Origin of the sequence: Gluconobacter roseus, from assembly GCF_046058915.1 — a bacterium.
Lineage (GTDB): Bacteria > Pseudomonadota > Alphaproteobacteria > Acetobacterales > Acetobacteraceae > Gluconobacter > Gluconobacter roseus_A.
Genome location: NZ_CP175538.1, coordinates 509,808 through 535,254, shown reverse-complemented (window position 1 = coordinate 535,254; position 25,447 = coordinate 509,808). Strand labels below are relative to the sequence as shown.

Annotated in this window: 14 protein-coding genes and 1 riboswitch; of the genes, 5 read left to right on the top strand and 9 right to left on the bottom strand. The window is 59.7% G+C overall.

Annotated features, from left to right (window positions below; genetic code table 11):
- Nucleotides 1–30: 30 nt before the first annotated feature.
- The 4 genes from ACJ2A4_RS02535 to ACJ2A4_RS02520 form a co-directional block, all read right to left on the bottom strand.
- On the bottom strand, nt 31–1,323 hold the full coding sequence (locus ACJ2A4_RS02535; protein WP_408873485.1) for an MFS transporter: 1,293 nt from the start codon (nt 1,321–1,323) through the stop codon (nt 31–33).
- A gap of 131 nt (nt 1,324–1,454) precedes the next feature.
- A complete protein-coding gene (locus ACJ2A4_RS02530) occupies nt 1,455–3,389 on the bottom strand; it encodes a hypothetical protein (protein ID WP_408873484.1) in 1,935 nt (644 codons plus the stop codon).
- 303 nt (nt 3,390–3,692) lie between these two features.
- Nucleotides 3,693–5,333 (bottom strand): ABC-F family ATP-binding cassette domain-containing protein, encoded by a 1,641-nt coding sequence (locus tag ACJ2A4_RS02525; RefSeq protein WP_408873483.1) that lies wholly within the window; start codon nt 5,331–5,333, stop codon nt 3,693–3,695.
- Nucleotides 5,334–5,441: 108 nt separating this feature from the next.
- The gene (locus ACJ2A4_RS02520; protein ID WP_408873482.1) at nt 5,442–8,078 is read right to left on the bottom strand and encodes a M1 family metallopeptidase; all 2,637 of its coding nucleotides are present in this window, start codon (nt 8,076–8,078) and stop codon (nt 5,442–5,444) included.
- Nucleotides 8,079–8,247: 169 nt separating this feature from the next.
- Nucleotides 8,248–8,326, top strand: a riboswitch (Fluoride riboswitch).
- Nucleotides 8,327–8,360: 34 nt separating this feature from the next.
- On the opposite strand from ACJ2A4_RS02520, the gene ACJ2A4_RS02515 reads away from it, so the two are divergent.
- Nucleotides 8,361–9,701, top strand: coding sequence for a voltage-gated chloride channel family protein (locus ACJ2A4_RS02515; protein WP_408873481.1), 1,341 nt, complete (start codon nt 8,361–8,363; stop codon nt 9,699–9,701).
- 7 nt (nt 9,702–9,708) lie between these two features.
- Here ACJ2A4_RS02515 and ACJ2A4_RS02510 read toward each other — a convergent pair whose 3' ends face one another.
- Nucleotides 9,709–10,998, bottom strand: a complete 1,290-nt coding sequence (locus ACJ2A4_RS02510; RefSeq protein WP_408873480.1) for a superinfection immunity protein — start codon at nt 10,996–10,998, stop codon at nt 9,709–9,711.
- Nucleotides 10,999–11,546: 548 nt separating this feature from the next.
- Here ACJ2A4_RS02510 and ACJ2A4_RS02505 point away from each other — a divergent pair.
- The 3 genes from ACJ2A4_RS02505 (at nt 11,547) to ACJ2A4_RS02495 (ending at nt 22,100) form a co-directional block, all read left to right on the top strand.
- Nucleotides 11,547–20,054 carry a GH36-type glycosyl hydrolase domain-containing protein gene (locus ACJ2A4_RS02505; RefSeq protein ID WP_408873479.1) on the top strand — a complete coding sequence of 2,836 codons (8,508 nt, stop codon included), beginning with the start codon at nt 11,547–11,549 and terminating at the stop codon, nt 20,052–20,054.
- 7 nt (nt 20,055–20,061) lie between these two features.
- Complete coding sequence (locus tag ACJ2A4_RS02500) at nt 20,062–20,928, top strand: DNA/RNA non-specific endonuclease (RefSeq protein ID WP_408873478.1); 867 nt, start codon at nt 20,062–20,064, stop codon at nt 20,926–20,928.
- Nucleotides 20,929–21,092: 164 nt separating this feature from the next.
- Entirely contained in the window at nt 21,093–22,100 is a 1,008-nt protein-coding gene (locus ACJ2A4_RS02495) for an inorganic phosphate transporter (protein WP_408873477.1), read from the top strand.
- Nucleotides 22,101–22,161: 61 nt separating this feature from the next.
- On the opposite strand, the gene ACJ2A4_RS02490 is transcribed toward ACJ2A4_RS02495, so the two are convergent.
- The 3 genes from ACJ2A4_RS02490 to ACJ2A4_RS02480 form a co-directional block, all read right to left on the bottom strand.
- Nucleotides 22,162–23,172 carry an MYG1 family protein gene (locus ACJ2A4_RS02490; RefSeq protein WP_408873476.1) on the bottom strand — a complete coding sequence of 337 codons (1,011 nt, stop codon included), beginning with the start codon at nt 23,170–23,172 and terminating at the stop codon, nt 22,162–22,164.
- A 94-nt stretch (nt 23,173–23,266) separates the two neighbouring features.
- On the bottom strand, nt 23,267–23,647 hold the full coding sequence (locus ACJ2A4_RS02485) for a VOC family protein (protein ID WP_408873475.1): 381 nt from the start codon (nt 23,645–23,647) through the stop codon (nt 23,267–23,269).
- 55 nt (nt 23,648–23,702) lie between these two features.
- The gene (locus ACJ2A4_RS02480) at nt 23,703–24,035 is read right to left on the bottom strand and encodes a hypothetical protein (protein ID WP_194260471.1); all 333 of its coding nucleotides are present in this window, start codon (nt 24,033–24,035) and stop codon (nt 23,703–23,705) included.
- Nucleotides 24,036–24,208: 173 nt separating this feature from the next.
- Here ACJ2A4_RS02480 and hpxZ point away from each other — a divergent pair, with 173 nt between their 5' ends.
- Nucleotides 24,209–24,610 (top strand): oxalurate catabolism protein HpxZ, encoded by a 402-nt coding sequence (gene hpxZ / locus ACJ2A4_RS02475; RefSeq protein WP_408873474.1) that lies wholly within the window; start codon nt 24,209–24,211, stop codon nt 24,608–24,610.
- A gap of 11 nt (nt 24,611–24,621) precedes the next feature.
- Here hpxZ and ACJ2A4_RS02470 read toward each other — a convergent pair whose 3' ends face one another.
- Nucleotides 24,622–25,446, bottom strand: coding sequence for an ABC transporter permease (locus tag ACJ2A4_RS02470; RefSeq protein WP_408873473.1), 825 nt, complete (start codon nt 25,444–25,446; stop codon nt 24,622–24,624).
- Between the last annotated feature and the right edge of the window lies 1 nt (nt 25,447).

Here is a 25,447-nt window from a genome sequence, read left to right as displayed (position 1 = left end):
CCGTTTTCTTTTTCGGACTGTCCGGAAAAATCAGGACGTCTTGCGGACTTTCCATCCGGTTTCCTTGAGCAGGAAGCCGAGCACAATGGCAATTCCGATACCGACGACCAGCGGCAGGAAGGCAGTATGGAACTGTTCCATCGTCTCCGGCGCATCCTTGCCCATCAGGGCGGAGACGAGCGGCGACATGATGCCGGTCGTGCCGAACACGAGGAAGTTCATGACACCGGCAGCCGTTCCCTTGACCTCGGGCGGATTAACTTCCTTCATCGAGGAGAACGGGATCATGGCAGCGCCGGAAGCAATGCCCATGACCAGGGCTACGGTGTAATGCGGCAGGACCCCGACCGGGACATAGAGCGCGCAGAGGGATGCCGCCAGCAGCACCATTGCACCACCGATCAGGACAGGCTTGCGACGGCCGATCTTATCGGAAATCCAGCCCAGAAGCGGGCAGCCGATGACCCAGCCAATGGGGACCATTGAGACGTCCGTGGCGGCAAAGCCCATCGTCGTGTGTTCGCCCTTGCTGAGCATGAGCGCACCCCAACCCAGCGCCCCGATCGTAGTCGGCACGAAGAGCAGACCACCGGCAAGACCGGCAATCCAGCTCTGCGGGTTGGAGAAGATGATCTTGAAGGGACGAAGCAGATTGGCCACGGAGAAATCGCCATGATGCTGGGCACTGTCGCCCGTATCACGCGGCATGACGAAGAAGACCGCCACGGCCAGCAGAAGCCCGATGACACCAAAGCCCAGCCAGACCGACTGCCAGGGGATATGGAAGGAACCATGCGGATCAATCAGGATGCGCGTCGGCTTGGAGCCAAAGGCGGCTCCAGCCATACCCATGCACTGCGTCAGACCGACGAAAAGCGCCAGCGTCCGGGCTGGAAGATAGCGCGCGGCAACATAGGATGCACCAACGAACGCACAGATCGCGCCAATACCCTGAATGATGTAGCCGCCAATACCCGCAACCAGGCTGCCCTGGCCGAAGATCAGACAGCCGACGCCCGTGATGGCAATGAACATTGGCATGATGGCATGGGCGCCATAGCGGTCCAGGAGCACGCCCACGGCAAGGGCCATCAGCGCATAGACAATGTAATAGGACGCGATCATCAGGCCGAGATGGCTGTTGCCCCAGGCCTGCGTCAGCTCATCCTGCATGATGCCGGGAGCGGAACGGATGGCATACTGATAGAAATAGAACAGCGCGCACAGGAACCAGGACAGCACATAAAGCGGCTGAAGTTTCTGTGGTTGCGACGGTGAAGGATTCAGGGGCTTGGGAGGCGCCTGTGTTGTTGTGCCAGACATGAAATTCTCCAGTATGTCATGGATGGCCTGTCAGACCGGGAACCATGACTGTGAGGGCGCAAAAGTCTTGAAAGGATAGTTGTCCGTTCGATGGAATGATTTTTCAGGTAATCTGAATGTTTCATCAGATATTATTGCTGGAAGGGATAATAACGGAAGGTCACATACACCGTATGTCCATAAGTCGTGGGATCGACGGCATGATCTGCGCCGTCATTGCCCTTGAAGGCGAACTTACGGATGTACGTATACTGAAGCCCGCCCATGACGCTGCCGTAATGGCCGTCCAGAAAGTGCCACCAGCCGCCTGTTGTCAGGGAGGCGAGTGTTCTTGTCTGGGCGGAACATGTTCCGAACTCGTATTCACAGCCGGACAGGTTCAGGTCTGTTGCGCCATAGCCATGCTGGAAGCCATCGGCGCCCAGATAGGTACGACGTCCCGCGCTCTCCACACCGCCATAGGTATAAAGCAGCACGGATTTCGCCGGATGCCCGACGAGCCCAAGCGAGCCCATGATTTCCGGAACAGGGCTGGGATTGCCGTTGTGATCAAACGTCGTATCGGGAATGAGGCTGGGCCCATAGCGCCCGACACCCTGACCGGCAAGTACGTTTCCGGTCAGCTGAAGCTTGTCAGTCCCAAGCGGCACGGTCATGCCAGCCCCCACGCCACCACCAAACTGGGTGCTTTTGTGGGTATGGTTTTCGCCAGCCGGCTGCACGAGACCGCGGAACCAGCGGGCCAGACCGAAGACTTCATAATGGCCAAATGACGTATCAACCGCCGTTTTGAGCACGATGTCAGGCGCCGGATTGTAGCTGTACTGTGTATTCGGGTTCAGCAGGACACCACCGCTATTGGCGTAATAGACCCGAGGCCCGGCCAGACGTCCGTAACTGGCGGGCAGGGTTCCGCCGGAACTGAGCGCGTCAGAGAAGCCAACCGTCGCCTGGGGATCTTCGATCGACAGCGCGATCCAGTATTTCCTGTCCCAGTCCTTGGCGATGCGGATCTGAGGCACGCGGGTGAAGGTGATGCCCGGGATCTGGTTGTTATCCGTCACGGCAGGAAGCTGTTCCTGACGGGGAATGACGCCCTTGGCGTAATTGGTTGTCAGGCTCCAGGCCTGGCCCATGAGGACGTGCAGTCCCCAGTTCTTCTCCGTGAACGTGAAATATCCCTGCCGCAGACGGGGCGTATAGCCATTGATCTGCACGCTGTTGGTGGTGCCGCCAGACCCACCAAAATCGCTTTCAACATAAGCCTGAAGACGAACGGATTTGGTCGGATTGGCTTCCAGAAGCGTGGAGAAACGCGTGAGCTGTGCCGAGAAACGTTCTTCGCTCAGCCCGTGATTGGGACTGTTGGCGTAGGGAAAATTGTTCCAGGCCGTCGCAGGTCCACTCGTCATGTTCGAGCTTCGCCAGATGTTGGAGAAGTCAACAAATCCGCCCAGCCGGACCGTCAGATTGCCGATCTGGAAAATGGGCGGAAGATGGTCCACTTCGGTCTGGGTAATCGCGAGCGGACTGGATGATGACAGGTCAATGGACGTCCGGTGCGCTTCATTACGCTGATTGCCCAGCCACTGGAAAAGCGGGGGCGGCGTCTGGTGAACCTCTGTGGCTGCTGGAGCCGGAGCTGAAGGAACGGTTGCGTCGCCTCCGGAAACAGCAGCAGGAGCAAAGCCAGCGGTTGAGACCGGCATGATCCCGCTGCCAGCAGATGCAGCAGGGTAAACGGGGGCATTCCTGCCTGAAGTGTGCGGTGCCGCACCGACGCGTGCCGTTTCAACTTTCGGCGCAGACTTGTGGATGACGGATGATTTTGCAGGAGCCGAGTGGGCTGTCTGTGACGCCGTGGCGGCATGGCGGCGTTGCTCGATAGCCTGAAGGCGGCCTTCAAGCATCCGCATTTCGGCCTTGATTGCGGCCAGTTCCTGATCGTCAGCGCTCTGTGCAAATGCCGTAACGGGGGAGCCGATGAAGAATACGGCGCCCAGTAGCAGTCTGTATCGTCTGGGTAAGCGATTTCCCGCGATTGTCAGGCCACCAAAAGGAGACACATTCCGCCCTTCCTAAAGTCCATTCAAGGAATTCTGCCAGTCTCTGCAAAGGCATGCTGATCATGCCATCAGAAACTGTCCGTAAGGCAGAAACTTACGCTTTCACGGAAGTTTGAAAATTGATTCATCTCAAAAAGAATCAAAATTACATATTATTTATGTGATGGAATGCCAAATTATCACGCCTGTTAAGAGTATGTTCAGCCTTCTATGCCCCATAATTCACTTTGCTATGCGAGAAATGGGGCGCGCGGATAAAATTGTTCAAATACAGACAGTCTTGATAAAGATTCCGCTATTTTCTTATTTGGCCTTCTTTTTCTTGCCTTTTGAACGCTTTTCCTTTGCCGCGCTCTGAGACGGCGCAGATGTTCCGCCCCGGGCACGCTCGATAACAAATTTTGCGTAATCGTCCATGTCGCCATCGAAGGGGACGATCTGGTTGTCTGCTGCCAGCCACAGCCGGTCCGCGACCAGTTCCATCAGCGAGCGGTCATGGGTGATGAGGATGACGGCGCCTTCGTAATTGTTCAGGGCGTCCAGCAGGGCGCGGCGGCTGTCGATGTCCAGATGGTTGGTCGGCTCATCGAGGATCAGCAGATGCGGGGCAGCCATGGCGACCATGTTCAGGAGCAGGCGCGCGCGCTCGCCACCGGAGAGCGCCTCGACCTTGGTGCCCTGCTTTTCGAAATGGATGCCGAACTGCGCCAGACGGGAGCGGTGGGACTGGTCGCTGTCCGTCGGACGGGCCTCGCGCATGATGTCGAGCGGGGTCTGTTCGGGATCGAGCGCCTCGATCTGGTGCTGGTGGAACCAGCCCACCTCGATGCGGGGCGAGCGGGAGACTTCTCCGGAACGGACTTCGAGAGCGCCCGCGATCATTTTCGCAAAAGTGGACTTGCCGGCACCGTTGACACCCAGCAGGCCGATACGGTCATCCACGTCCAGCCTGAGGTTCAGATCGCGCAGGATGGCCGGATCATCGCCATAGCCGACTTCCACATTCTCCAGCCGGATCAGTGGCGGCGCGAGAGGACGGGCGGGTGAGGGCAGCAGGAACGGCGAGACCGAAGCCTCGATCGTGGTTTCGATCGGGGCCAGCTTGGCGAGACGCTTGACGCGGCTCTGGGCCTGCGCGGCTTTGGCAGCAGACGCCTTGAAGCGGTCCACGAAGGACTGCAGATGGGCGCGCTCGGCTTCCTGCTTGGCGCGGGTGGCGCTTTGCAGACGGATTTTCTCGGCACGCTGGCGCTCGAAATCGTCATAGCCGCCGGTATAGAGTTCCAGCTTGCCTTCCGTGACGTGCAGCGTGAAATCGACGGAATTGTTCAGCAGTTCGCGGTCATGGCTGATGATGAGTGCGGAATGCGGATAGCGGGCAAGGCGCGCTTCCAGCCACAGAGCACCTTCAAGATCGAGATAGTTCGTCGGTTCATCGAGCAGCAGCAGGTCAGGTTCGGCAAAAAGCGCGGCAGCGAGTGCCACGCGCATCCGCCAGCCGCCGGAGAATTCGGCCATCGGGCGATCGAGATCGGCCGTGGAGAAGCCCAGACCATTGAGAATTTCCGCCGCGCGGGAAGGGGCGCTGTCAGCGTCGATTTCGATCAGGCGCATCCAGATATCGCCCATCCGCTCCGGATCGGCGGTTTCCAGCTCGGCCATGAGGGCCGCGCGTTCCGTGTCAGCCGCGAGGATCGTGTCGATCAGGCTGATGGGAGTGGCGGGGTGTTCCTGATCCACGGTCGCCACGCGGGCGGCGCGGGGGATGACGATTTCACCGGAATCCGGCTGAAGCTCGCCTTTGATCAGTTTGAAAAGTGTGGATTTCCCGACGCCGTTCCGGCCGACCAGAGACACCTTGGATGGGTTGGGCAGGTTGGCGCTTGCACGATTGAAGAACTGTCGTCCCCAGGCGTTGAAGACAAGGTTTTCGATCTGAAGCATGGGGCAGGATGGTCCGGTGACGGTAAAACGGGAGCGCCATCCCTATAACAGTTTCACCGCCCCGGACAGGGACGAGGCGGATCTTTTCCGCCTCGCCTGGGTGTTGTGTCAGTGGGCGCGAGCGGCAAGCCAGTCGTGGATCTGGCTCTGGGTCGCCTGAACCGCTTCCTGACGGGCGGCAACGGTGTTGAGGGCATGGGCCGTGGCAATCTTCGCGCCAGTCGTCTTGCTGGAAGACGGATCCTTCTGAAGCTCGGCCAGGATGTCCGGATTGTTGGAATGTCCTGCGATGGCCGGCAGGAACCCGTCCTGTGACCAGGGAGCCAGATGCGTGCGGATCTCGGCCTCGTGCTGACGCACCAGCTTCCAGACGAGGTCCGGATTTTCGCTGGCAGAGGCGATGGACGACAGTGCCATGGAAATACGGCCGTTCGGAATGGCGCCGCTATAGGCCAGTTCCACATTGCGACGGATCAGGTCAGGATCCGTGGCATTGGCGAGGGCCTGGAACAGGCGGAGCTTGAGTTCGGTCGCCTGGGTGTCACGGACCTTCTTGGCCATGATTTCGTAGGTTGCGGCGTCGGTATGCTTCATCGCAAGGGCCGAGACCGTGCCGACCAGATCGGGACGCAGGGAGGCCGGGTTTTTCAGCCAGAGTGCGAAACGGCGCTTGGCCTCAGTCAGCACGGCCGGGTCATTGAAGGTTCCGAGCGCCGAGATGACGGACGGACGCAGCATCGTGTCCAGCACGCTTTCATGCGGCTTCTGGTCCCAGCCGAGACGCTTCAGAACCGGAGCAAGGCGGCTGCGGGCATAGGCCTGGAATGCAGAGCGGTCCGGGCTGCCGATTTCATAGAAATCGAGCGTTTCCAGCTTGCCGATGATTTCCTCGAGCGTGGCGATATCGGTCTCATGCGCGGCCGTCAGACGATCCACGAGGTCGAAATAGGAGGACAGCGCTCCATGACCGGCCCGGAACTGCGCGAACTGGTCGCCGAGAATGTTGGCCCGATCCACGGGAGCAAATTTTGAGATCGATGCGGCGATCGGGGCGAAGGCCGCGTCGTCATAATGCACGCGGTAATAGCCGCTCTCGCCCAGATCGAGCTTGAGGGGCGCATTGCAGCGGGGCAGGGTGAAGGTGGCGGGTTCGACACCCAGCACCAGCTTCCTGGTCTCAAGGCCGGGGCCGCCTGCGACAACCGGAATGTTCCAAGTCAGGGCCTTCGCATTCGGATCGTGGATCGTAAAGCGGCTCTGCGTCAGGGTGTAGGTCGTCTGGCCGTTCCTGCAGACGGCCGCGACATTGACCTGCGGAATACCGGGCTGTTCGGTGAAGCTGCGGGCGACCTTGCCAACATCCTGTCCAGATGTGCCGGAGAGCGCGTTCCACAGATCCTGACTGGTCGCGTTGCCGAAGGCATGAGCCTTCATATAGGCGCGCATTCCGTCTCGGAAATGGTCTTCGCCGAGCCAGCCTTCCATCATGCGGATGACCAGTTCACCCTTGCCGTAGCTGATGCCGTCAAACGCGGAATTGGCTTCGCTGACGTTGTGGATGACCTGCTGGATCGGATGGGTCGTGGACAGGGCGTCCGTCGCCATCGTGGCTTCGCGGGTTTCGTGCTGACGCGGCCAGATGTCCCAGTCCGGGTTCATCTTGTCCGTCGCCTTGATCTCCATCCACGAAGCAAAGCCCTCGTTCAGCCAGATATTGTCCCACCAGCCCATGGTCACCAGATCGCCGGACCACTGATGCGCCATTTCATGCGCGACGACTTCATAGATCAGTTCGCGGGTGCGGGGCGTGCTGTTCTTCGGATCGAACAGCAGGACGTTGTCGATATAGGTCAGCGCGCCCCAGTTCTCCATCGCGCCGGCCTGGTAGTTGCCGGGGATGGCGAGCATATCCATTTTCGGCAGCGGATACTTGATGCCGAAATAGTCGTTGTAATAGGGCAGGATCTTCTCGGCAGCCCCCAGCGCGTAAGTGCCCTGATTTTCAAGACCGCTCGGCGCGAAGACGCGGATGGGCGTGCCGTCCGCCTTACCGTCCACGGAGGCCATGTCACCGGCCACCAGTGCGAGCAGGTAGCTCGACATGCGGGGCGTCGGGCTGAAGGAGACGCGCTTCGTTTTCTCATCCTGCTGCGTCGTGCCGATGATCGGCATGTTGCTGACAGCCGCGTATTCGAAGGGCAGCGTGACGTTCAGCTGGTAGGTTGCCTTGAAGGCAGGTTCGTCCCAGCCCGGGAACATCCGGCGTGCGTCCGCGACTTCGAACTGCGTGACCAGCATCCGCTTCGGCTTGCCGGCCGGGTCAGTGTAGTCGTCGATATAGATACCGTTCGGTGTTTTCAGGATCGGGCCTGAATACTTGATGGCCAGCGTGTGGACACCGGCCGGAACGGGTGCCGGAAAATGCAGGGTAACGGTTTCGGCGGCATCATCCTGACGGATCTCGGCCTTCTGCGAATTGTCCAGAAGCGCGCTGGCCAGTTTGAGACCTGCCTGATTGAGCGTGACGTCGGCGGTCGGGCTCTTGACCTCGACCCGGACGATTTCATCGCCCTGAAGCGTCAGATGCTCCATGTCGGTTGTCAGGTCGATGATGTAGTCCGTCGGTACGACGGTCTTGGGAAGCTGACCCGGTGTGGTGTCGAAGGAGAATGTTCCTTCGGCATGGGCGGGAAGCGCGAAGGGCAGTCCTGCAAGCAGGGTTGTCAGAACGAGAAGGCGGCGCATCAAACGCAATTCCTTGAAACAGTCGGATGGGGCAACGGAACAGGCCGTTCGCTTTTGTTACGGTTACGGTGGCATAGCCCTGTCATGCGGGAAAGTGTCCGTCCCTAAAAACCTTGTCATCTGGGACGCGCTCCAGACTTGACAGATCGGGGAGCCCCGGGCTCTTTTCGACGCAGAGGGCAATGGATTCTGCCTGACCGGTCCCGGTCGAACCGCTTCACCCGGAAGCTGATGATTCCTGTCAAACGTCCACCAGGACATGACAGGAGAATTGCGTCCGTTATGCGTGAAGTTCAGAATCAGCCCGTACTGTCCCGTATCATCGCACTGTGTTGTCTGAGCGGTATTCTTGCCGTGCTGTCGGTCTGCATCGGCAGTGCCTGTGCCCTGTTTCTCTGGCTTTTGGAACTCGCCACATCCTGCCGGATCGATCATCCGGCCCTGCTGTTTGGCCTTCCGGTCGCCGGCGTGGCCGTCGGGCTGTGTTATTTCTGGTTCGGGCGGAATGTTGAGGCCGGTGCGAACCTGATCGTGGACGAGATCCATAAGCCGGGGGCGGGGGTTCAACTCCGGATGGCGCCGCTCGTTCTGCTTGCAACGGTCGTAAGCCATCTGTTCGGGGCTTCTGTCGGGCGCGAAGGGACGGCGATACAGGTTGGCGGCAGTCTGGCCAGTGCCACGGCCCGGCTGTTCAGGCTGCGGGGTCTGGAAACCTGCGTTCTGCTGACCTGCGGTATTGCTGCAGGATTTGGCGCCGTGTTCGGCACACCCATCGCAGGTGCGGTGTTTGCACTGGAAGTCCTGACACTGGGACAGGTTGACTACCGGTTCCTTGTTCCTGCTGCCCTGTCATCCATTATCGCGGACTGGTCCTGCCGTGCCTGGGGGATCCATCATGCATCTTACCCTCTCATGTTTCAGGGCACCCTGAATTCGGATGGTTCGGTCTCTCACGTCGATCTTGGACTGGTCGTGCGGATTGCGATAGCGGCGGTGGCGTTCGGCCTGATGAGCCGGGTTTTTGCCGAAAGTGTGCATCGTCTGGCCACTGTCATGAAAAAGATTTGCCCTACGGCATGGCTGCGTCCGGCCATCGGCGGCATCCTGACCATCCTGCTGGTCGCGCTGGTTGGCAGCCGGGATTATCTGGGTCTGGGCGTCCTGCCTCCGGAGCCGAGCGGAGCATCCATCGTCAGCTTCTTCGGCCCAGACATCTATCCCTGGTCCTGGTTCTGGAAGCTGGTTTTCACGGTCACGGTGCTGGCAACAGGATTCAAGGGCGGGGAGGTCACGCCGCTGTTCTTTCTTGGTGCAGCAACAGGAAACGTTCTGGCACCGCTTCTGCATGTCCCGGTCGATCTGCTGGCGGCTGTGGGGTTCGTGGCAGTCTTTGCCGGTGCCGCGAATACGCCGGTGGCCTGTATGCTGATGGGTGTCGAACTGTTTGGCGGGGCGGATATCGTCTATTTCGCGACCGGCTGCTTCGTGGCCTATGTCTGTTCCGGCCATACCGGCATCTACCTGTCCCAGCGGATCGGCACACCCAAAAGCCGGTTCAGGGATGCGATCTGCGGTATGACCCTCCGTGAGGCCAGAGTACCGCAGACCGGCAAGGAAAACTGACTGACGCTTACCTTTTGCACGCAGGCTGCGAAAGCGCCATGACCAGTGCCGCAATCCAGCCGATGATGGTCCAGCCCAGCAGGATGGTGATCATGGCGACACGGTGCTGATTAGGCGTATTGCGGCGATAGGCAATCAGGAGTGGGACGAGGTACAGCACTAGCCCAAGGCCTGCGAGAACGGGAAAGAAAGCTCCGGATTTTGCAACAAGTCCCGAAGGTGGGACTGCCTGATCCGTTTCAGGTGGCTTGGCCGCGGCAGAAGACGGGGGCGAATTGCCGCTTTGCGCTGATTCAGAAGTGGAAGGCGCAGGCACCGGCTGTGGCTCGGCTAGGACGGGTTTTCGGGTTTCGGTTACAGAGGCGACCTGTTCTGGCGTGATGTAGCCGTTTTGCTGGAGGAAGATGGCCAGAGCTTGTGGGAAAGGCAGCAGCTCTTTCTCCTGCGGGGAGCAGGCATGGCCGTTCTGTTTCTCTGCCGCAGGTTTGAGGTCGCATGCTGACAGGCCGAACCCGGACGCTTTTGTGGACTGCGCATGAGCCAGCATGTCACGCCAGCCTTCGGAAAATTCCCCCAGATTGGCTTTGGTTGCGACTTCATAAGCCAGGAAGCCATTGGGTTCGAAACGTCCTGCCTGGATCCATTTGCGCCGCCTGTTGGCCAGATCGTCTCTCAGATAAGTCCGGTAGGCCGGGTCGCGGGTGACGTTCTCAAGCACCCCGTCATGGTACCGTGAGATCACGACAGGTGCTTCCGATCCGGCATGAGACGCAAAAGCATAGAGGAAGGACTGATCGACCGTCAGGATTTCTTCTTGGCCGTTTTCGGCAATATCCACGACATCCGGTTCGCCGTCTCCATCCAGTGCGCCCCGTTCAAGATGGGCCCAGCGCCCGTCTGGGCGCAGATCGAAAATGGATGTGAGCGAACAGCAATGGGCACCGCCTGTGTAAGCGGACACCATGACCTGTGGGAATGAGGAAGACGCATCCAGCTGACGGAACGACATTCTCAGCTGCGCCATTCCATCATCCTCAGTGCCGTAAGGAGACAGCGGAAAGGAGACGGGGCGGGAATGGGCGTCGCCGGGTGTCCGAAGCGTCAGGAATGCCAGGCTGCAGGGCGAGGTTGGATTGGAGGCAGCATCACTCCAGATCACCGGGATGTTGCATTTCGCAGTACGCCTGACATCCAGTGCTGCAATGATCCCGTGTGTGGAAAGAGCGGCATGCGAACCGTTTTCCAGCTCCGTCTGGGCAATGGGGGACAGAGGCCGGGGCGCAGCGGCACATGGCAAGACACCAGCCAACGCAACTGTCAGAGCAGTACCCGTAATCAGGTTCCTTGTCGTAATAATCGGCTGTCCCCTGTCGTATTGTGTAATGATTGATCGGGTCTGAATTCAGATTAAGTCCCAGTGTCCGGTAACAACGTTCCGAGCACAATCCCGGTTTTCGCCATCTGGCAGGAACGTTTGCAGGATGTTCTTTTTCTTCTATGTGGCTGGGTGGTTTGAAATAGAAAGACATGAAACATTTAAATAAAAACGCAAATGTTCGTATGTAGAGCACTTTCGGAAAGAAAAAGTGATGAGGGTTTGGAAGGGAATATAAGAACTTACCCTCTGTAATATTGTTCTGACGTCTGGTTCCGGCACCTGGATGGTTTTCCGTCCTTTATGTGAGGGCAGTACAGATGTCGAGCATGATAGAAATTAACAGCATTGCGGAAGCATGGGCATCAGTCAGATCCCGGTTTCTGAAGTCGACGGCTGGCGAGAATGCTCCGCGCAATTGCTGGAGGGATGAAACGCCTATCCGCGCGGACCTGTTTGGACTGGATCGCATGCGCCTGCATGCTCACAGTCTCGCTGCCTCACATTCCAGGACTGCGTTTTCGGGCTATGGGAACCCGCTGATTGCACGTCTGAACGACAATGCACGCGTTCTACAGAAAGCCAATATTGCCCTGTCCCATGCCTCCGAGCAGGGAGAGCAGCTGACGCCCGCCGCCGAATGGCTGATCGACAACTATTACCTGATGGACATGCAGATCCAGACCATCAAGGTGGAACTGCCGGCCGGATATTACCGGGACCTCCCGAAGCTCGTGGAGGGCGTGTTTGCCGGGTTGCCACGGGTATTCGAAATCGCCTGGGCTCTGGCGGCCCATACTGACAGCCATATCGATACCGCGACAATCCGCGGGTTTCTTGAGACATATCAGCAGACCCAGCCGCTTCTCATCCGCGAACTCTGGGCGGTGCCAATCAATATCCGCATCGTGCTGATCGAGAGCCTGCGTCGCATCTCCCGGAAAATCAGCGACGATTTGCAGGCGCGTGAGAAAGCAGACGCGCTGGCCGATATGCTGATGGAAAATGGCGGATCAGGCGGGCCGCAGACCATGCGGGTGCTCGCAGGTGTGGAAACGGCGTCGCTTACGCCTGCATTTCTCGTCCAGTTTGCACACCAGCTGCGGGGACATGATCCTCAAAAGGATCTGGCATTTCTGTGGCTCGAGGGGGTCCTTCAGGAAAGGGGGGCGGATCTTGAAACAGTCGTTCATGCTGAAATGCAGGAACAGGGCGCGCTGAATGCGACGATCCGCAATATCATCAACAGTATCAGACTGACGACGACCACTGACTGGAATGATCTGGTTGAAGAGGTCAGCCTCGTCAGCCGTATTCTGGCGGCGCATGGCGACTTTTCGGGAATGGATTTTACAACGCGGCATCTGTACTGCCGCGCTGTTGAAAAACTGGCGAAGGGATCACGTTTTTCAGAATGCGATATTGCCAGTCTGGCTGTTGCAAAAGCCCAGGATGCGCGACTTGGAGAGAGCATCGATCCAAGACGGACGGATCCGGGATATTACCTGATTGCTGAAGGGCGTTCCGGCCTGGAGGAAGAACTGGCCTTCCGTGCGCCTTTGCGTGTGCAGATCGGAAAAGCCAGCCGGCGACTGGGGATTACCGGATATAGCGTTGCGGTCACGCTCCTGACGCTGCTGCTCCTGTCGGGCTTTCTGTCGCTCATAAACGGCTATCTGCCGGGGCGCGCTTTCCTGCTGCTGCTCATACTGGGATTTATCCCGGCTTCGGATGCCGTGGTGTCCGGGATGAACCGGTTCCTGATGTGGGCCATTACAGTCTCCGAACTGCCAGCGCTTGAGCTCAAGGCAGGCATTCCCCCGGAACTGCGGACGATGGTTGTAGTCCCGACGCTCCTGACCCGGCGTGAGGCCGTTGCGGAAATGGTCGATCGGCTGGAGAAGCACTATCTGGCCAGCCGGGACGGAGACATCAGCTTCGCCCTCCTGACGGACTGGACGGACTGCACTTCCGAACACCGGGCGGGAGACGAGGACCTTCTGGAACAGGCGGTTCAGGGGATCGCGCGGCTGAACCGCACTTATGGTGCGCCGGGTCAGGAGGCGGATCGTTTCCTGCTCCTGCATCGCCGCCGCATCTGGGCGGAAGGTGAGGGGAAATGGATCGGCTGGGAGCGTAAACGCGGCAAGCTGCATGAACTGAACCGGCTTCTGCGCGGAGCATCCGATACGAGCTTCATACCGCTTGCAGGACAGCGCATCCCGCAGAACGTACGATATATTGTCACGCTCGATAGCGACACGCGACTACCTTACGAAGTAGTGCGTCGTCTGGTCGGAAAACTGGCCCATCCCCTCAACAGGGCCGGATTTAATGCCGAGCTTGGGCGCGTTGTCGAGGGATACGGTATTCTTCAACCGCGTGTGACGCCTTCGCTGCCGAAAACGCGGAGCAGCACGCTGTTCCAGCGGGTTTTTTCAAGCCCCAACGGGATCGAGCCTTATACGGCGGCCGTCTCCGACCTGTATCAGGACATGTTTTCCGAAGGCTCGTTCGCGGGTAAGGGAATCTATGACATCGATGCCTTTGAGGCAGCCCTGGCAGGGCGCGTACCGGAAGGAACGCTTCTGAGCCATGATCTGTTCGAAGGCGTTTTTGCCCGCGCCGGCCTTGTCACCGATGTTGAGGTCATTGAGGAATTTCCGACGGACTATCTGGTCTCGGCGTCCCGGCTGCATCGCTGGACGCGGGGAGACTGGCAGCTTCTGCCGTGGATCTTTTCGTGGATGGGAAAGCTTCCAACGATCGGAATGCGCCCCAATCCCATGACCGGGATTGCGCGCTGGAAGATGCTGGACAATCTGCGGCGCAGTCTCTCGGCACCGATGGCTGTCGCGGCACTGTTCGCCGGGTGGATGCTCGGGGGGCATGATGCGTTTGTCTGGACGTCGTGCATTGTCGCAACCGTCGCCATTCCGGCCGTTCTTCCGCTCCTGATTGATGCCGTGCAGCATCGTCAGGGCGAGACGGTGGACAGCTATCTTGCCCTGCTCGGCGCAGACCTGAAACGGACCGTTCTGACGACCGGGCTCTGCCTCGTGTTCCTGGCTGATCAGGCCTGCCTGATGGGGGATGCGATTGTCCGCACGCTTGGGCGCGTATTCGTCACTCGCAGGCATCTTCTGCAATGGGTGACGGCAGCGCAGGCAGCAGAGGCGCCGCGCGAGAGCATCGTGGGATATGTGCGCCAGATGGGGGGGGCCATCCTTCTCGGGATCATTGCGTTCGGACTGATGCCGCTTATGGCACCGCAGGTGTGGCTTATCATGCTGCCCTTCGCGTGCATCTGGGTTCTGTCGCCACTCATGGCATGGAAAGCGAGCCAGTATAGCGTGTCCGCCCGCAGGCTTGAGGCGACTGCTGAAGAAACCACGTTCCTGCGCATGCAGGCCCGCCGGACATGGCGGTATTTCGAGACTTTCGTCACCGCATCCGATCATTTTCTGCCACCTGATAATTTTCAGGAAGAGCCGAAAGGTCTGCTGGCCCGCAGAACGTCCCCGACAAATATGGGGCTCTATCTTCTTTCCGTTGTTGCAGCGCATGATTTCGGATGGATCGGCATGTCAGAGGCCGTGGACCGGGTCCGGGAAACGCTGGGGACGATGGCGAGGCTCCCGCGGTACAGAGGGCATTTCTACAACTGGTACAGCACGGAAGATCTTTCCGTCATGATGCCGGTTTATGTCTCGACCGTGGATAGTGGCAATCTGGCCGGGCATCTCATCACGCTGGGCCGGACGCTTGCGGAATGGGAGCGCAGGGGCAGGTCCCATGACGCATGGAGGCAGGGTGTTCAGGATGCCCTGAATCTGGCGCAGCACGAACTGACCTCCGGCAGCGATGTGTTCCGCGCGGAGGACATCACACAGGACGTTCGCGCACTGCTTCATGAAATGGCGGAAAACAGCGCGGGACAGGCATTTGTCGAACCGAGGCTGGGCGTTCTCGTCACGCATGTCGAAGCGACACTCCGGCATCTGAACGGGATGGCGGAACGCCGGACGTCCGAGAAGGACATGGCTTGCGTAACGGGTGCAGAGAACATCCTGTTCTGGCTTCATGCCGCCCAGCAGGCCATACGCAGCGATCAGAGGGACGACGGGGCCGGAATACGGATCGCCAGGCTGTTGCAGGACCTGGCTATGCAGGCGCGGAACATGGCGCTGGAAATGGAGTTCGGCTTCCTGCGCAACCGCGAACGCGGCCTGCTGTCGATCGGCTTTGTCGTCAATGACGGCACGCTGGACGAGAACTGCTACGACCTGCTGGCCTCGGAAGCCCGGCTTGCTGTGTTTTTCGCGGTAGCGAAAGGCGATATTCCGGCCCGGGACTGGTTCAGGCTGGGGCGGCCCGTAGCGGCCGTGGCGCGCGGAGAGGCTCTGGTGTCCTGGTCGGGCTCCATGTTCGAATATCTCATGCCATCGCTGATTATGGCAGCGCCGTTTGACAGTCTCCTCGAAGGGACCAGCCGCCAGATTGTCAGGCGCCAGATCGAGTACGGACAGGCGCGTGAAGCACCTTGGGGCATTTCGGAATCCGCCTATAATGCCCGCGATCTGGAGTATAATTACCAGTATTCAAATTTCGGCGTGCCGGGCCTTGGGATGAAGCGCGGGCTCGCCCAGAACCTCGTGATTGCACCCTATGCGACAGCTCTGGCCGCAATGGTGGATGCCCGTAAGGCGGTGACGAACTTCTTCCGTCTGGAAGGGCTTGGGGCTCAGGGGACTTTCGGATTTTACGAAGCGCTCGATTATACCAAGGAACGTCTTCAGCCCGGAGAAAAGGTCGCGATCGTCCAGTCTTACATGGCGCATCATCAGGGGATGTCCATTCTGGCATTCGCCGACACCGTACTCGAAGGGATCATGCGCAGGCGCTTTCATGGGGAGCCCATGATCGGTGCGGCTGAACTCCTGCTGCAGGAGCGGGCCCCGACCGGTGGCGCCATTACGAGACCCATGAAGGAGGAAAAACTGCTCCCGCCGCCCGTCTCCACGGGGCAGGCGCCAGGCGGGCGGCACATTACGCTGGATATCCGTACCGCGCCCGTGACGCATCTGCTGTCCAATGGCCGGTACAGTGTCATGCTGACAGCAGCGGGCTCCGGTTACAGTCACTGGGACGGGCAGGCGGTCACGCGGTGGCGTGGGGATGGAACGCTCGATAACCGGGGGCCCTACATCTATCTCAAGGATATCGGTCGCGGGCGCGTCTGGTCGGCGGGGTTCCAGCCCTGCGGGGTTGCTGCGGATCACGCCAGCGTTGCATTCCGGGAAGACCGCGCCACATATCTGCGGCAGGATGGCGAACTGACGACAGCAATGGATGTGCTGGTCTCGGCAGAAGATGATGCCGAACTGCGCCGCGTTGCCGTCAGCAACACGGGACTGGCGCCGGTCGAGATCGAAGTGACGTCCTATGTCGAGCTGGCCCTGTGCCCGCCAGACGCCGATCTGGCGCATCCCGCGTTTGCGAAGATGTTTGTCCAGACGGAATATCTTCCCTCACGTCGCGCCATCATCGCAACGCGGCGTCGGCGCAGTCCGGGTGAACAGGAAATCTGGGCCGCCTGCCTGATCGTCGGAGGTGGTGCGCTGTCAATCGAGACAGACCGTGCACGGTTTGTAGGACGTGGACGTGATCTGCGGACACCCTGCGCCTTGCAGGGACGGACAGAACTTTCTGGCAGCACGGGGACTGTGCTGGATCCCGTCTTTGCGGCACGGTGCAGGCTGAGTATTCCGTCTCGCGCAACACGCAAGCTGTCATTCTGGACGATTGTCTCCTCCACACGAGCCGGGCTGATGGAGAGCATCGAGCGGCATCAGGACCCGGCAGATCTTGACCGCGCACTGACGCTCGCCTGGACACATGCGCAGGTTCAGTTGCGGCATCTCGATATCCGTCCCACACAGGCGGATCTGTTCCAGCAACTGGCAGGGTCACTGCTTTATGCAGGACCAATGATGCGGGCGTCTCCCGAACGCATCAGACGTGGCGCGGGACGGCAGACCGATCTGTGGGGACAGGGCATCTCCGGCGATCTGCCGATCCTGCTGCTCGTCGTGAGCGAAAGCGAGGACTTCGAACTCGCGCGCACGGTGCTCAGGGCGCATGAATATTTCCGCATCAAGGCGCTGGCCGTCGATGTGGTCATCCTGAACGAGCATCAGACGTCCTATGCGCAGGAACTCCAACAGGCGCTCGAAACCCTTGTAAGATCGTCGCCGATGGGAGGCGGAGCGGGTGCGGTACGCTTGCTCCGGGGCAGTCTGATGTCTGGTGCCGTAAAGGAACTTCTGTTTTCCGCAGCGCGCGTAGTGCTGTCGGGCAAAGGCGGCAGCCTGCAGTACCAGCTCACACAGGCCGAGGCAGCCCGTTACGGAACTGCGGAGACTGGACGGGTGTCGGTTGGCAGGGCCTACAGGGCTTCTGGTGAGGCACCCCCTCTGCCTGAACTTGAGCTTGCGAATGGCTATGGCGGGTTTACGGCCGGGGGCACGGAGTATGCCGTGATCCTGCGGGGACGGCGGACAACGCCAGCTCCATGGATCAATGTGGTGTCAAACCCACATTTCGGATTTCAGGTCTCTGCGGAGGGCAGCGGTTATACCTGGTCGGGAAACAGCCGCGAAAACCAGCTGACGCCCTGGAGCAACGATCCGGTCAGCAATCCGACCGGAGAGGCGTTTTACCTGTGCGATGAAGAAAACCGGGTTTTCTGGTCGCCGCTTGCCTCTGTCTGCCACGACGAGGCTGCTGTTTATGTCGCATATCACGGGCGCGGATACAGCCGGTTCGAACGGGTCGCAGGCGGGATCGCCAGCACGCTGGTGCATTATGTCCCGCAGGAAGATCCGGTCAGGATTTCGCGGCTCCGTCTGGTGAACCGTTCCTCTCATACCCGCACGCTGCGTGTGACGGCTTATGTGGAATGGGTGCTGGGACGTGCCCGCATGTCGGCCGCGCCGTTTGTTTCGTCAGAACTCGATGCACAGACCGGCGCTGTTCTGGCGCGGAATGTCTGGGGAGATACGTTTGGCGACTGCGTGGCTTTTACGGATTTTCAGGGCCGGCAGACATCCTGCATGGATGACCGGGCAGCATTCATAGGCCGCAATGGCAGTCTGTCCGCGCCTCTGGCGATCGCCCAGGGGGGTGATCTGGCAGGGATCGTGGGCGCAGGTGTCGATCCATGCGCGGCCCTGCAGACCGTCATCACGCTGCCGCCGGGCGAGGAAACCGAACTCGTGTTCCTGCTGGGACAGGGGGAGAATGCCGAACATGCCCGGGAACTGGTGACGAAATACCGGACCGCTGATCTGGATGCCGTGCTGGACGAGGTTAAGCAGAACTGGCGGTCGGTTACGGACGCCATTCAGGTTCGCACGCCTGACCGGGCGATGGACATCATGCTCAATGGCTGGCTGCTGTATCAGTCCCTGTCGAGCCGCATCTGGTCGCGGGCCGGCTTCTATCAGGCGAGCGGAGCCTACGGGTTCCGGGACCAGCTTCAGGACGGGATGTCGCTTGTAACGTCTGCACCTGCGCTGGTCCGGGAGCATCTGCTGCGTGCGGCATCCCGGCAGTTTGTGGAAGGGGACGTGCAGCACTGGTGGCTGCCGCAGAAGGGCAATGGTGTGCGGACGCGGATTTCCGACGACTGTGCCTGGCTGGCCTTTACGGTTGCACATTATGTGCGTGTCAGCGGTGACAGATCCGTCCTTGATGAAACCGTGTTATTTCTGGAGGCTCCAGTGCTCGCTCCGGATGAGCATGAACGGTTCCTTCAGCCGGAAACGGCGGAACGGACAGCGTCGCTGTACGAGCACTGTGCCCTTGCGCTGGATCACAGCCTGAAATGGGGCGCTCATGGTCTGCCGCTCATGGGGACCGGAGACTGGAATGACGGGATGAACCGTGTTGGCGAAGCGGGGCGGGGAGAGAGCATCTGGCTCGGCTGGTTCCTGTCATCGGCGCTGAAGGCATTCCTGCCACTGGCAGAGGCGCGGGGTGATCAGGCTCATGTAGCGCTGTGGGAAAAGGCGCTGACGGATCTGAAAGTCGCGCTGGAAAACGCATGGGACGGGAACTGGTACCGTCGCGCCTATTTCGATGACGGCAGCCCGCTGGGAAGCCGTCTGAACCGGGAAGGGCGGATTGACGCGATCGCGCAGTCCTGGGCCGTGATCTCCGGAGTGGGCGATCCGGACAGGGCACAGCGGGGCATGCAGGCTGTCCGGGAACAGCTGGTCCGGCTGGATGATGAAATCATCATGGTGCTGACGCCGCCATTTGATACTTCAGAGCCTGACCCCGGCTATATCCGCGGCTATCCCCCCGGTGTGCGGGAAAATGGCGGACAGTATACCCATGCAGCGCTCTGGACGGTCATGGCGACAGCGCTTCTTGGTGACGGGGCGGCCGCTCACGCCATGTTTGCGACGATTAATCCTGTGCATCATGCCCGTGATGGTGCGGCCGCCGAAAAGTACAGGCTGGAGCCATATGTGGTTGCCGCAGATGTTTATTCTGCCCCGCCGCATGTCGGACGCGGTGGGTGGTCCTGGTACACCGGATCAGCTGGCTGGATGCAGCGTGTAGGCACAGAAATCCTGCTGGGCGTGCGGATCGAGGATGACAGGCTGTTCGTGTCGCCCTGCATCCCACCGGAATGGCCGGGTTTTGAAGTGACGCTGCGCTGGAAGACAGCTACTTACAGGATCGAGGTCACCAATCCCGATCATGTCAGCCGCGGCGTGGTGGAAATTGTTGAGAACGGGAGCCCGCTTGCGGAGAGCGCGCCGGTCATTCTGCAGGATGACGGAGGCCAGCATGTCATCGGGGTCATTATGCGAGGGCCATTTGTAAAATCAACCGGTTGTATGAAGGGGAATGATCCATTAACACCGGGCCAGCCCGGGACGGATGGTGGGAGACCGGGCGTGTGAGACGCTGTTGAAATATTTTCTGTATCTTCCAGTTCTGTCCTTTCTTTTCGTATTGCCGGCGCAGGCCGATACGTGCCCGGCAATCTTCGCGGAAGGCACTCCACCTGCGGTCTTGCGGGAGACGGCCCGGATCGGCACGGTGCAGCTCTGCAATTCCGGTTATGCCGTTCTTGCTTCGGAAGCCAGTAAAGGCCCCCTCTGGTCAGCCGAGGATCTGACGGAAGAAAATCTGGAAATTGTGGACCGGACACGCCGTCAGGGCAGTTTCTTCGTCGATACACGACTGCCTTTCAGCATGCGCGCCTCACTCGAGGATTACCGGTCCTCCGGCTATGATCGTGGTCACATGACCCCGAGCGGGGATGAGGCAGGTCTTCAGGCGCAGCAGCAGTCCTTCCTGCTTTCCAACATCGTCCCACAGACAGCGGAACTGAACCGCGGGCCGTGGGAAGGGGTCGAGAGTGCCGTACGGGGATGGGCCCGGCAGGAAGGGGAAATCTTTGTCGTGACCGGTCCCGGCTATGATCCGGAGCACATCCGGACCATTGGGAAGGGCCGTATTCCGGTCCCGGCCGTGACCTGGAAGGCGATTTACGATCCGGCAGCCAACGGGACAGGTGCGTATGTCTGTCTGAACACGCGTCACCCAACCTGCAAGATCACGAGCGTGGCGCTGCTGACCCAGCTTGTAAATATCGATCCGTTTCCCGCGCTTCCGGCTGCGTTAAAAGATCATGTCAGCGCAATGCCCCCAATCCGCGAGACACCGGAAGCGCTTTCGAGACAGCCACAGGCCAGGGAACTTCTGCGGGAATGGGGCTCGAAGGCTGCGCAAAAAGCACTCAAGGCTCTTGTCAAAGCGCTTATCCAGTAAGCGACGTTGTGTAACGGCCTGAGGGCGTCAAAAATGGCGCCAGGTCTTATACTTTATATGTCGCGGCTCCCTACTGTGAACGTTTTATGAAAAGCAGGAATGTCACAATCAAAAAGGATTAAGATGGATTAAGGCAAGGTTCAAAATAACGGAAACCGGACCCTATGCTCCATTTTGACCCGTCTTCGGCGACATCGCTCGTCGCACTGTGCCTCTGTTTTGTTCTGGTCTGCGTGTTTGAATTTGCCAATGGCTTTCATGACACGGCCAATGCTGTCGCAACAGTCATCTATACCAACTCGCTCAAGCCGACCGTCGCCGTCGTATGGTCGGGACTGATGAACCTTCTGGGTGTGATCCTGGGCGGCATTTCCGTCGCCTATGCGCTCGTGGAGCTTCTGCCCCACCCGATCGTGCGGGCTGTGCTGGTTCTGACCTGCACGCTGGTCAGCTTCTCGCATGGCAGTAATGACGGTCAGAAGAGCATCGGTCTGATCATGTTGACGATCATCGGCATCATGCCCGCTGCCTTCGCGCTCAACCCGGCTTCTCCGGTCAGCATCGAGCAGATCCGCCAGGACGCTCATCAGGCCCTGCCGCTGGTCACGCAGTATGACCGTTATTCCTTCAAGGGGGATGCCGTCGCTTCGATCAACCGTCTTTCGCAGACGGAAGGTCCTGCCGAAGCGCCGTCCGAACTGCGTGGCGATGTGTATCAGGTCCTATCCGGCCTGCGTTCCATCGCTGCCAACCCGGCTGCATCGGATTCAGACAGGAAGCTCGCATCCCATCTCGCATCCGAACTGCGCCCGACTGTTGAATATGCGCCGGGCTGGGTACGTCTGCTGAGCGCACTGTGCCTCGGGATCGGGACCATGGTTGGCTACAAACGGATTGTGCGGACGCTGGGTGAAGGTATCGGCACGACCCATCTGACGCCGGCGCAGGGTGCTGCCTCGGAAGTTGTGGGTGCAGGCTTGATTATGACGGCGGGCTATACCGGTCTGCCGGTTTCCACGACGCATATCATCACGTCGGGCGTTGCCGGAACGATGGTGGCGGCCGGGTCCGGCATCAATAAAAAGATGCTGACGAAGATCGTGATGGCCTGGCTGCTAACGCTGCCGGTGACGGTCTGTGTTGCGGCAGCGGTTTTCTATCTTCTCGCCTGATCAGCGAAAGTTCTGACCGGGAAAAGGACGCGATGGTCTGTCATCGCGTCCTTTTCTGTTTTCAGACCCCGGCGATTTGCAGTGCCAGCTGCGCCATGCGAATGGCGCCTTCGCGGCTACCCGCACCGCAGATGAAACGGGCAGGGTGGGCAAACACGGCATCGGAGACGCCGGAGACGGCTGCCAGCTTTTCACGCTCCAGTCCACCCCAGGCTTCCGGCAGGGAAACGCGCTGTCCGAAATCCCCTCGCACGGGCGGAACGGCCTTGACGTTCCACTGCTCCGGCCCAGCGGGAGAGACCACATAAACGACAGGCAGCTCATGCTCGAAAATGACCTTTTCGGTCGGCATGCCGGTGCCCATGACGAGGATGCGCTTGTCTTCGGCATTTTCATAAGCTGCCAGAACGCGGTCCGTCGCCTTGAGGCTCGCACGGACGCGGTCCACCACGTTGGTCAGGTGGGATGCGACGGCCGTGGCGGCATTAGCAAAACCAAGCAATTCTCGGACACGTGCTTCCTGACTGCCATAGACTTCGGCCGTGTCCCAGGGCGGGCTGCAGGCGGAGACGATGTCCGCCAGCGAGAGCTTGCCCATTTTGACCACACCGTTGTCGTCCTGATCGATCGGCAGGATCAGGGATTTGTCGAGGCTCTTCCAGATCAGATCCACAGTCGCGTCATCAACCGGGGTCTTCAGGATGTTGCGAATGGCGGCGTGGCCGTAATCCTTCCACAGCAGACCGGCGGCGCTGTAGGGCGTGCCGTCTTCGCGCAGCGGCTTGTCCTTCATATGGTGATCGTAGCGGCCGTGCGGCGGGTCGTAGAGACCACCCACGTCAAAGACGATATCGGCCGATTTGATGATATCCGGATTGCGGGTCCGGATGAAGGTCAGGCGATCAGCGGATTTTTCGTTAAGGACGCGCGCGCGCAGGTCACCATGCGGGGCGAGAGCATAGTGCAGGATGACATAGCCCATGGTCTCATCGACGTGGAAATTGCCCGAATGGGTGAGAGCCGTGACCGGCGCTGCACCGTTTTCGAGACCAATGGGAGTATGTTCGGACATCTGGAAAAACCTGCGGCAGGGAAAAGGACGTGTTGGCCCCTTTCATGCCGCAGGGCAGCCCGGCAGACAACCTTGCTGCCGGGATTGGTTGGTTTCAGGCGGCCTTGTACATCGCGCAGAGCTTGTTGCCATCCGGATCGCGCAGATAGGCCAGATACAGGTCGCCCATCGACGTGTGACGGATGCCGGGCGGGTTTTCGATGGCTTCGCCACCGTTTTCCACACCAGCCTTATGCCAGGCATTGACCTGTTCGGCACTGTTCATCGCAAAACCGATCGTCCCGCCATTGGCAGCTGTGGCGGGTTCTCCGTTCAGCGGCCTGGTAATGATCAGACGGCCACCGGTATGAACATAAGCCAGACGGCCCTTGTCATTGGGCTCCGCGGGCTTGCAGCCGATAACGCCAAGGGTCGCATCATAGAATTTCTTGGAGCGGGCAATGTCGTTGCTCCCCAGCATGATGTGGCTGAACATGAAAACTCATTCCTCCATGGGGCATGGCGGCCAGCAGAAATGCTGACCTGCGCTTTCAGTCGATATTGATGTTGCGGATACCGCCCGGAATGCGGGTCTTTGAATTGCGCGGCACGAATGAAAGACTGGTCGTGTTGTAATCCGGATTTTCTGCCATGGCCTGAAGCGTCATGTCATCGCGCACGTCCAGCGGGCGGTCATGGCCACCATTATCTTTGCGAACCTTGGCCGCACAAATATTGGCAGCGGTCGCGAAGGGATGGTCATTGCCATTGGCGCCGGTCAGCATCTGCTCACGGATGCATTTGCTGTCCGTATGTCCTGTCACCCAGGGCGCTGCGGAGCAGGAGGCAAGAAGAAGCAGGCCGGGAAGGAGGACGTAACGCATGACAGAAACCTACTCGTGACGGGAAGGGGAGTAAAGCGCATGGAAATGCAGAATCTGACCGACTATTGGCTCCCGACATCCGGAAAGGTCAATGCCTTTGATCGATCCGCAAGATGGTGGTCCTTTTGAACGATCTGGTGTTCTCTTGTGGGCATGACTTGCGGAGAATGACCATGAACCCAGCTGAATATCCCGTTCTGAACGATCCGGGCGTCCTTAGCGAAGTGACGGCCATGTCGGACCGCTATGAAAAAGCCCTTGGGGAGAACGCGCTGCTGGAACTCGACGCGCTTTTCTACAATGGCGCTGAAACGGTGCGTTATGGGGTCGGAGAAAATCTTTACGGGTTTGACGAGATCCAGGCCTTTCGCCGGAACAGGACTGGCGGGTCTCCGCCGCGTGAGGTCCTGCGGCGGGTGGTAACAGCCATCGGAAAAGACGTGGCGACAGTTGATCTGGAGTTCCAGCGGATCGGGTCAGACCGGATCGGACGACAGAGCCAGACCTGGTTCCGGTCGCCCGAGGGCTGGAAAATCATCGCAGCCCATGTGTCGCTGATGGGGACGACATCGTAACTCTGTGGAAATCAGCTTCCGCTGGAGACATATCCGGCCACGGCCCGCTGCCAGGCGAGAACCATGACGCCGAGAAACACGAATCCCGCAGCTGGCGAAAGGGCACCGATCCAGACCGGCAGACCCAGCGGATCCGGATGGCGGAGGCAGAACAGGGCCGGATAGTAGCAGACGGCAGCGAGCGGCAGGACGAAGGTGATAAAGCGCCGCAGCCAGCGACCGAACATGGTCAGTGGGTATTGTCCGGCCTCCACACCGCCATAGGTCAGGACGTTCACGACTTCCAGACCTTCAACGGTGATGAAGCACAGGGCTGCCTGTCCGATCAGGACGCCAAGGAACATGGCCGCCCCGCCCGCAACGGCCCAGGGCAGCACGAGCAGCGTGCTCCACTGCACATGCGGGGCAAGCCACAGACCGGCTGCGAGCACGAACAACCCCTGAAGAAAGCGTCCGATCGGACGCAGGCGAAGTTCGTGCCCCAGAAGCAGGAGCAGCGTCGAGCGCGGGCGCAGGAGCAGGCGGTCGAAACTGCCGGTCCGGACATATTCGCCGCCAAAGACTTCGAACCCACGTCCCAGCGTTTCGGCCACGGCGAAAGCTACGTTCACCAGACCGTACAGAACGGCGACCGTGCCGATGTCCCATCCCGCGATGCTGCCGAAGCGGTGAAACAGGCTCCAGATGCCAAAGAAGCTGAGGAGCGTCGTGACGAAATTGCCGATGGCCTGGATGATGAAGGTGCCGGGATAGCGCAGTTGCGCTACGATCGAGGCGCCGGCCATCCGCCGATACAGCCCGACCGGGCCGAGCGTGCGGGAAGGGGAGTATGGCATG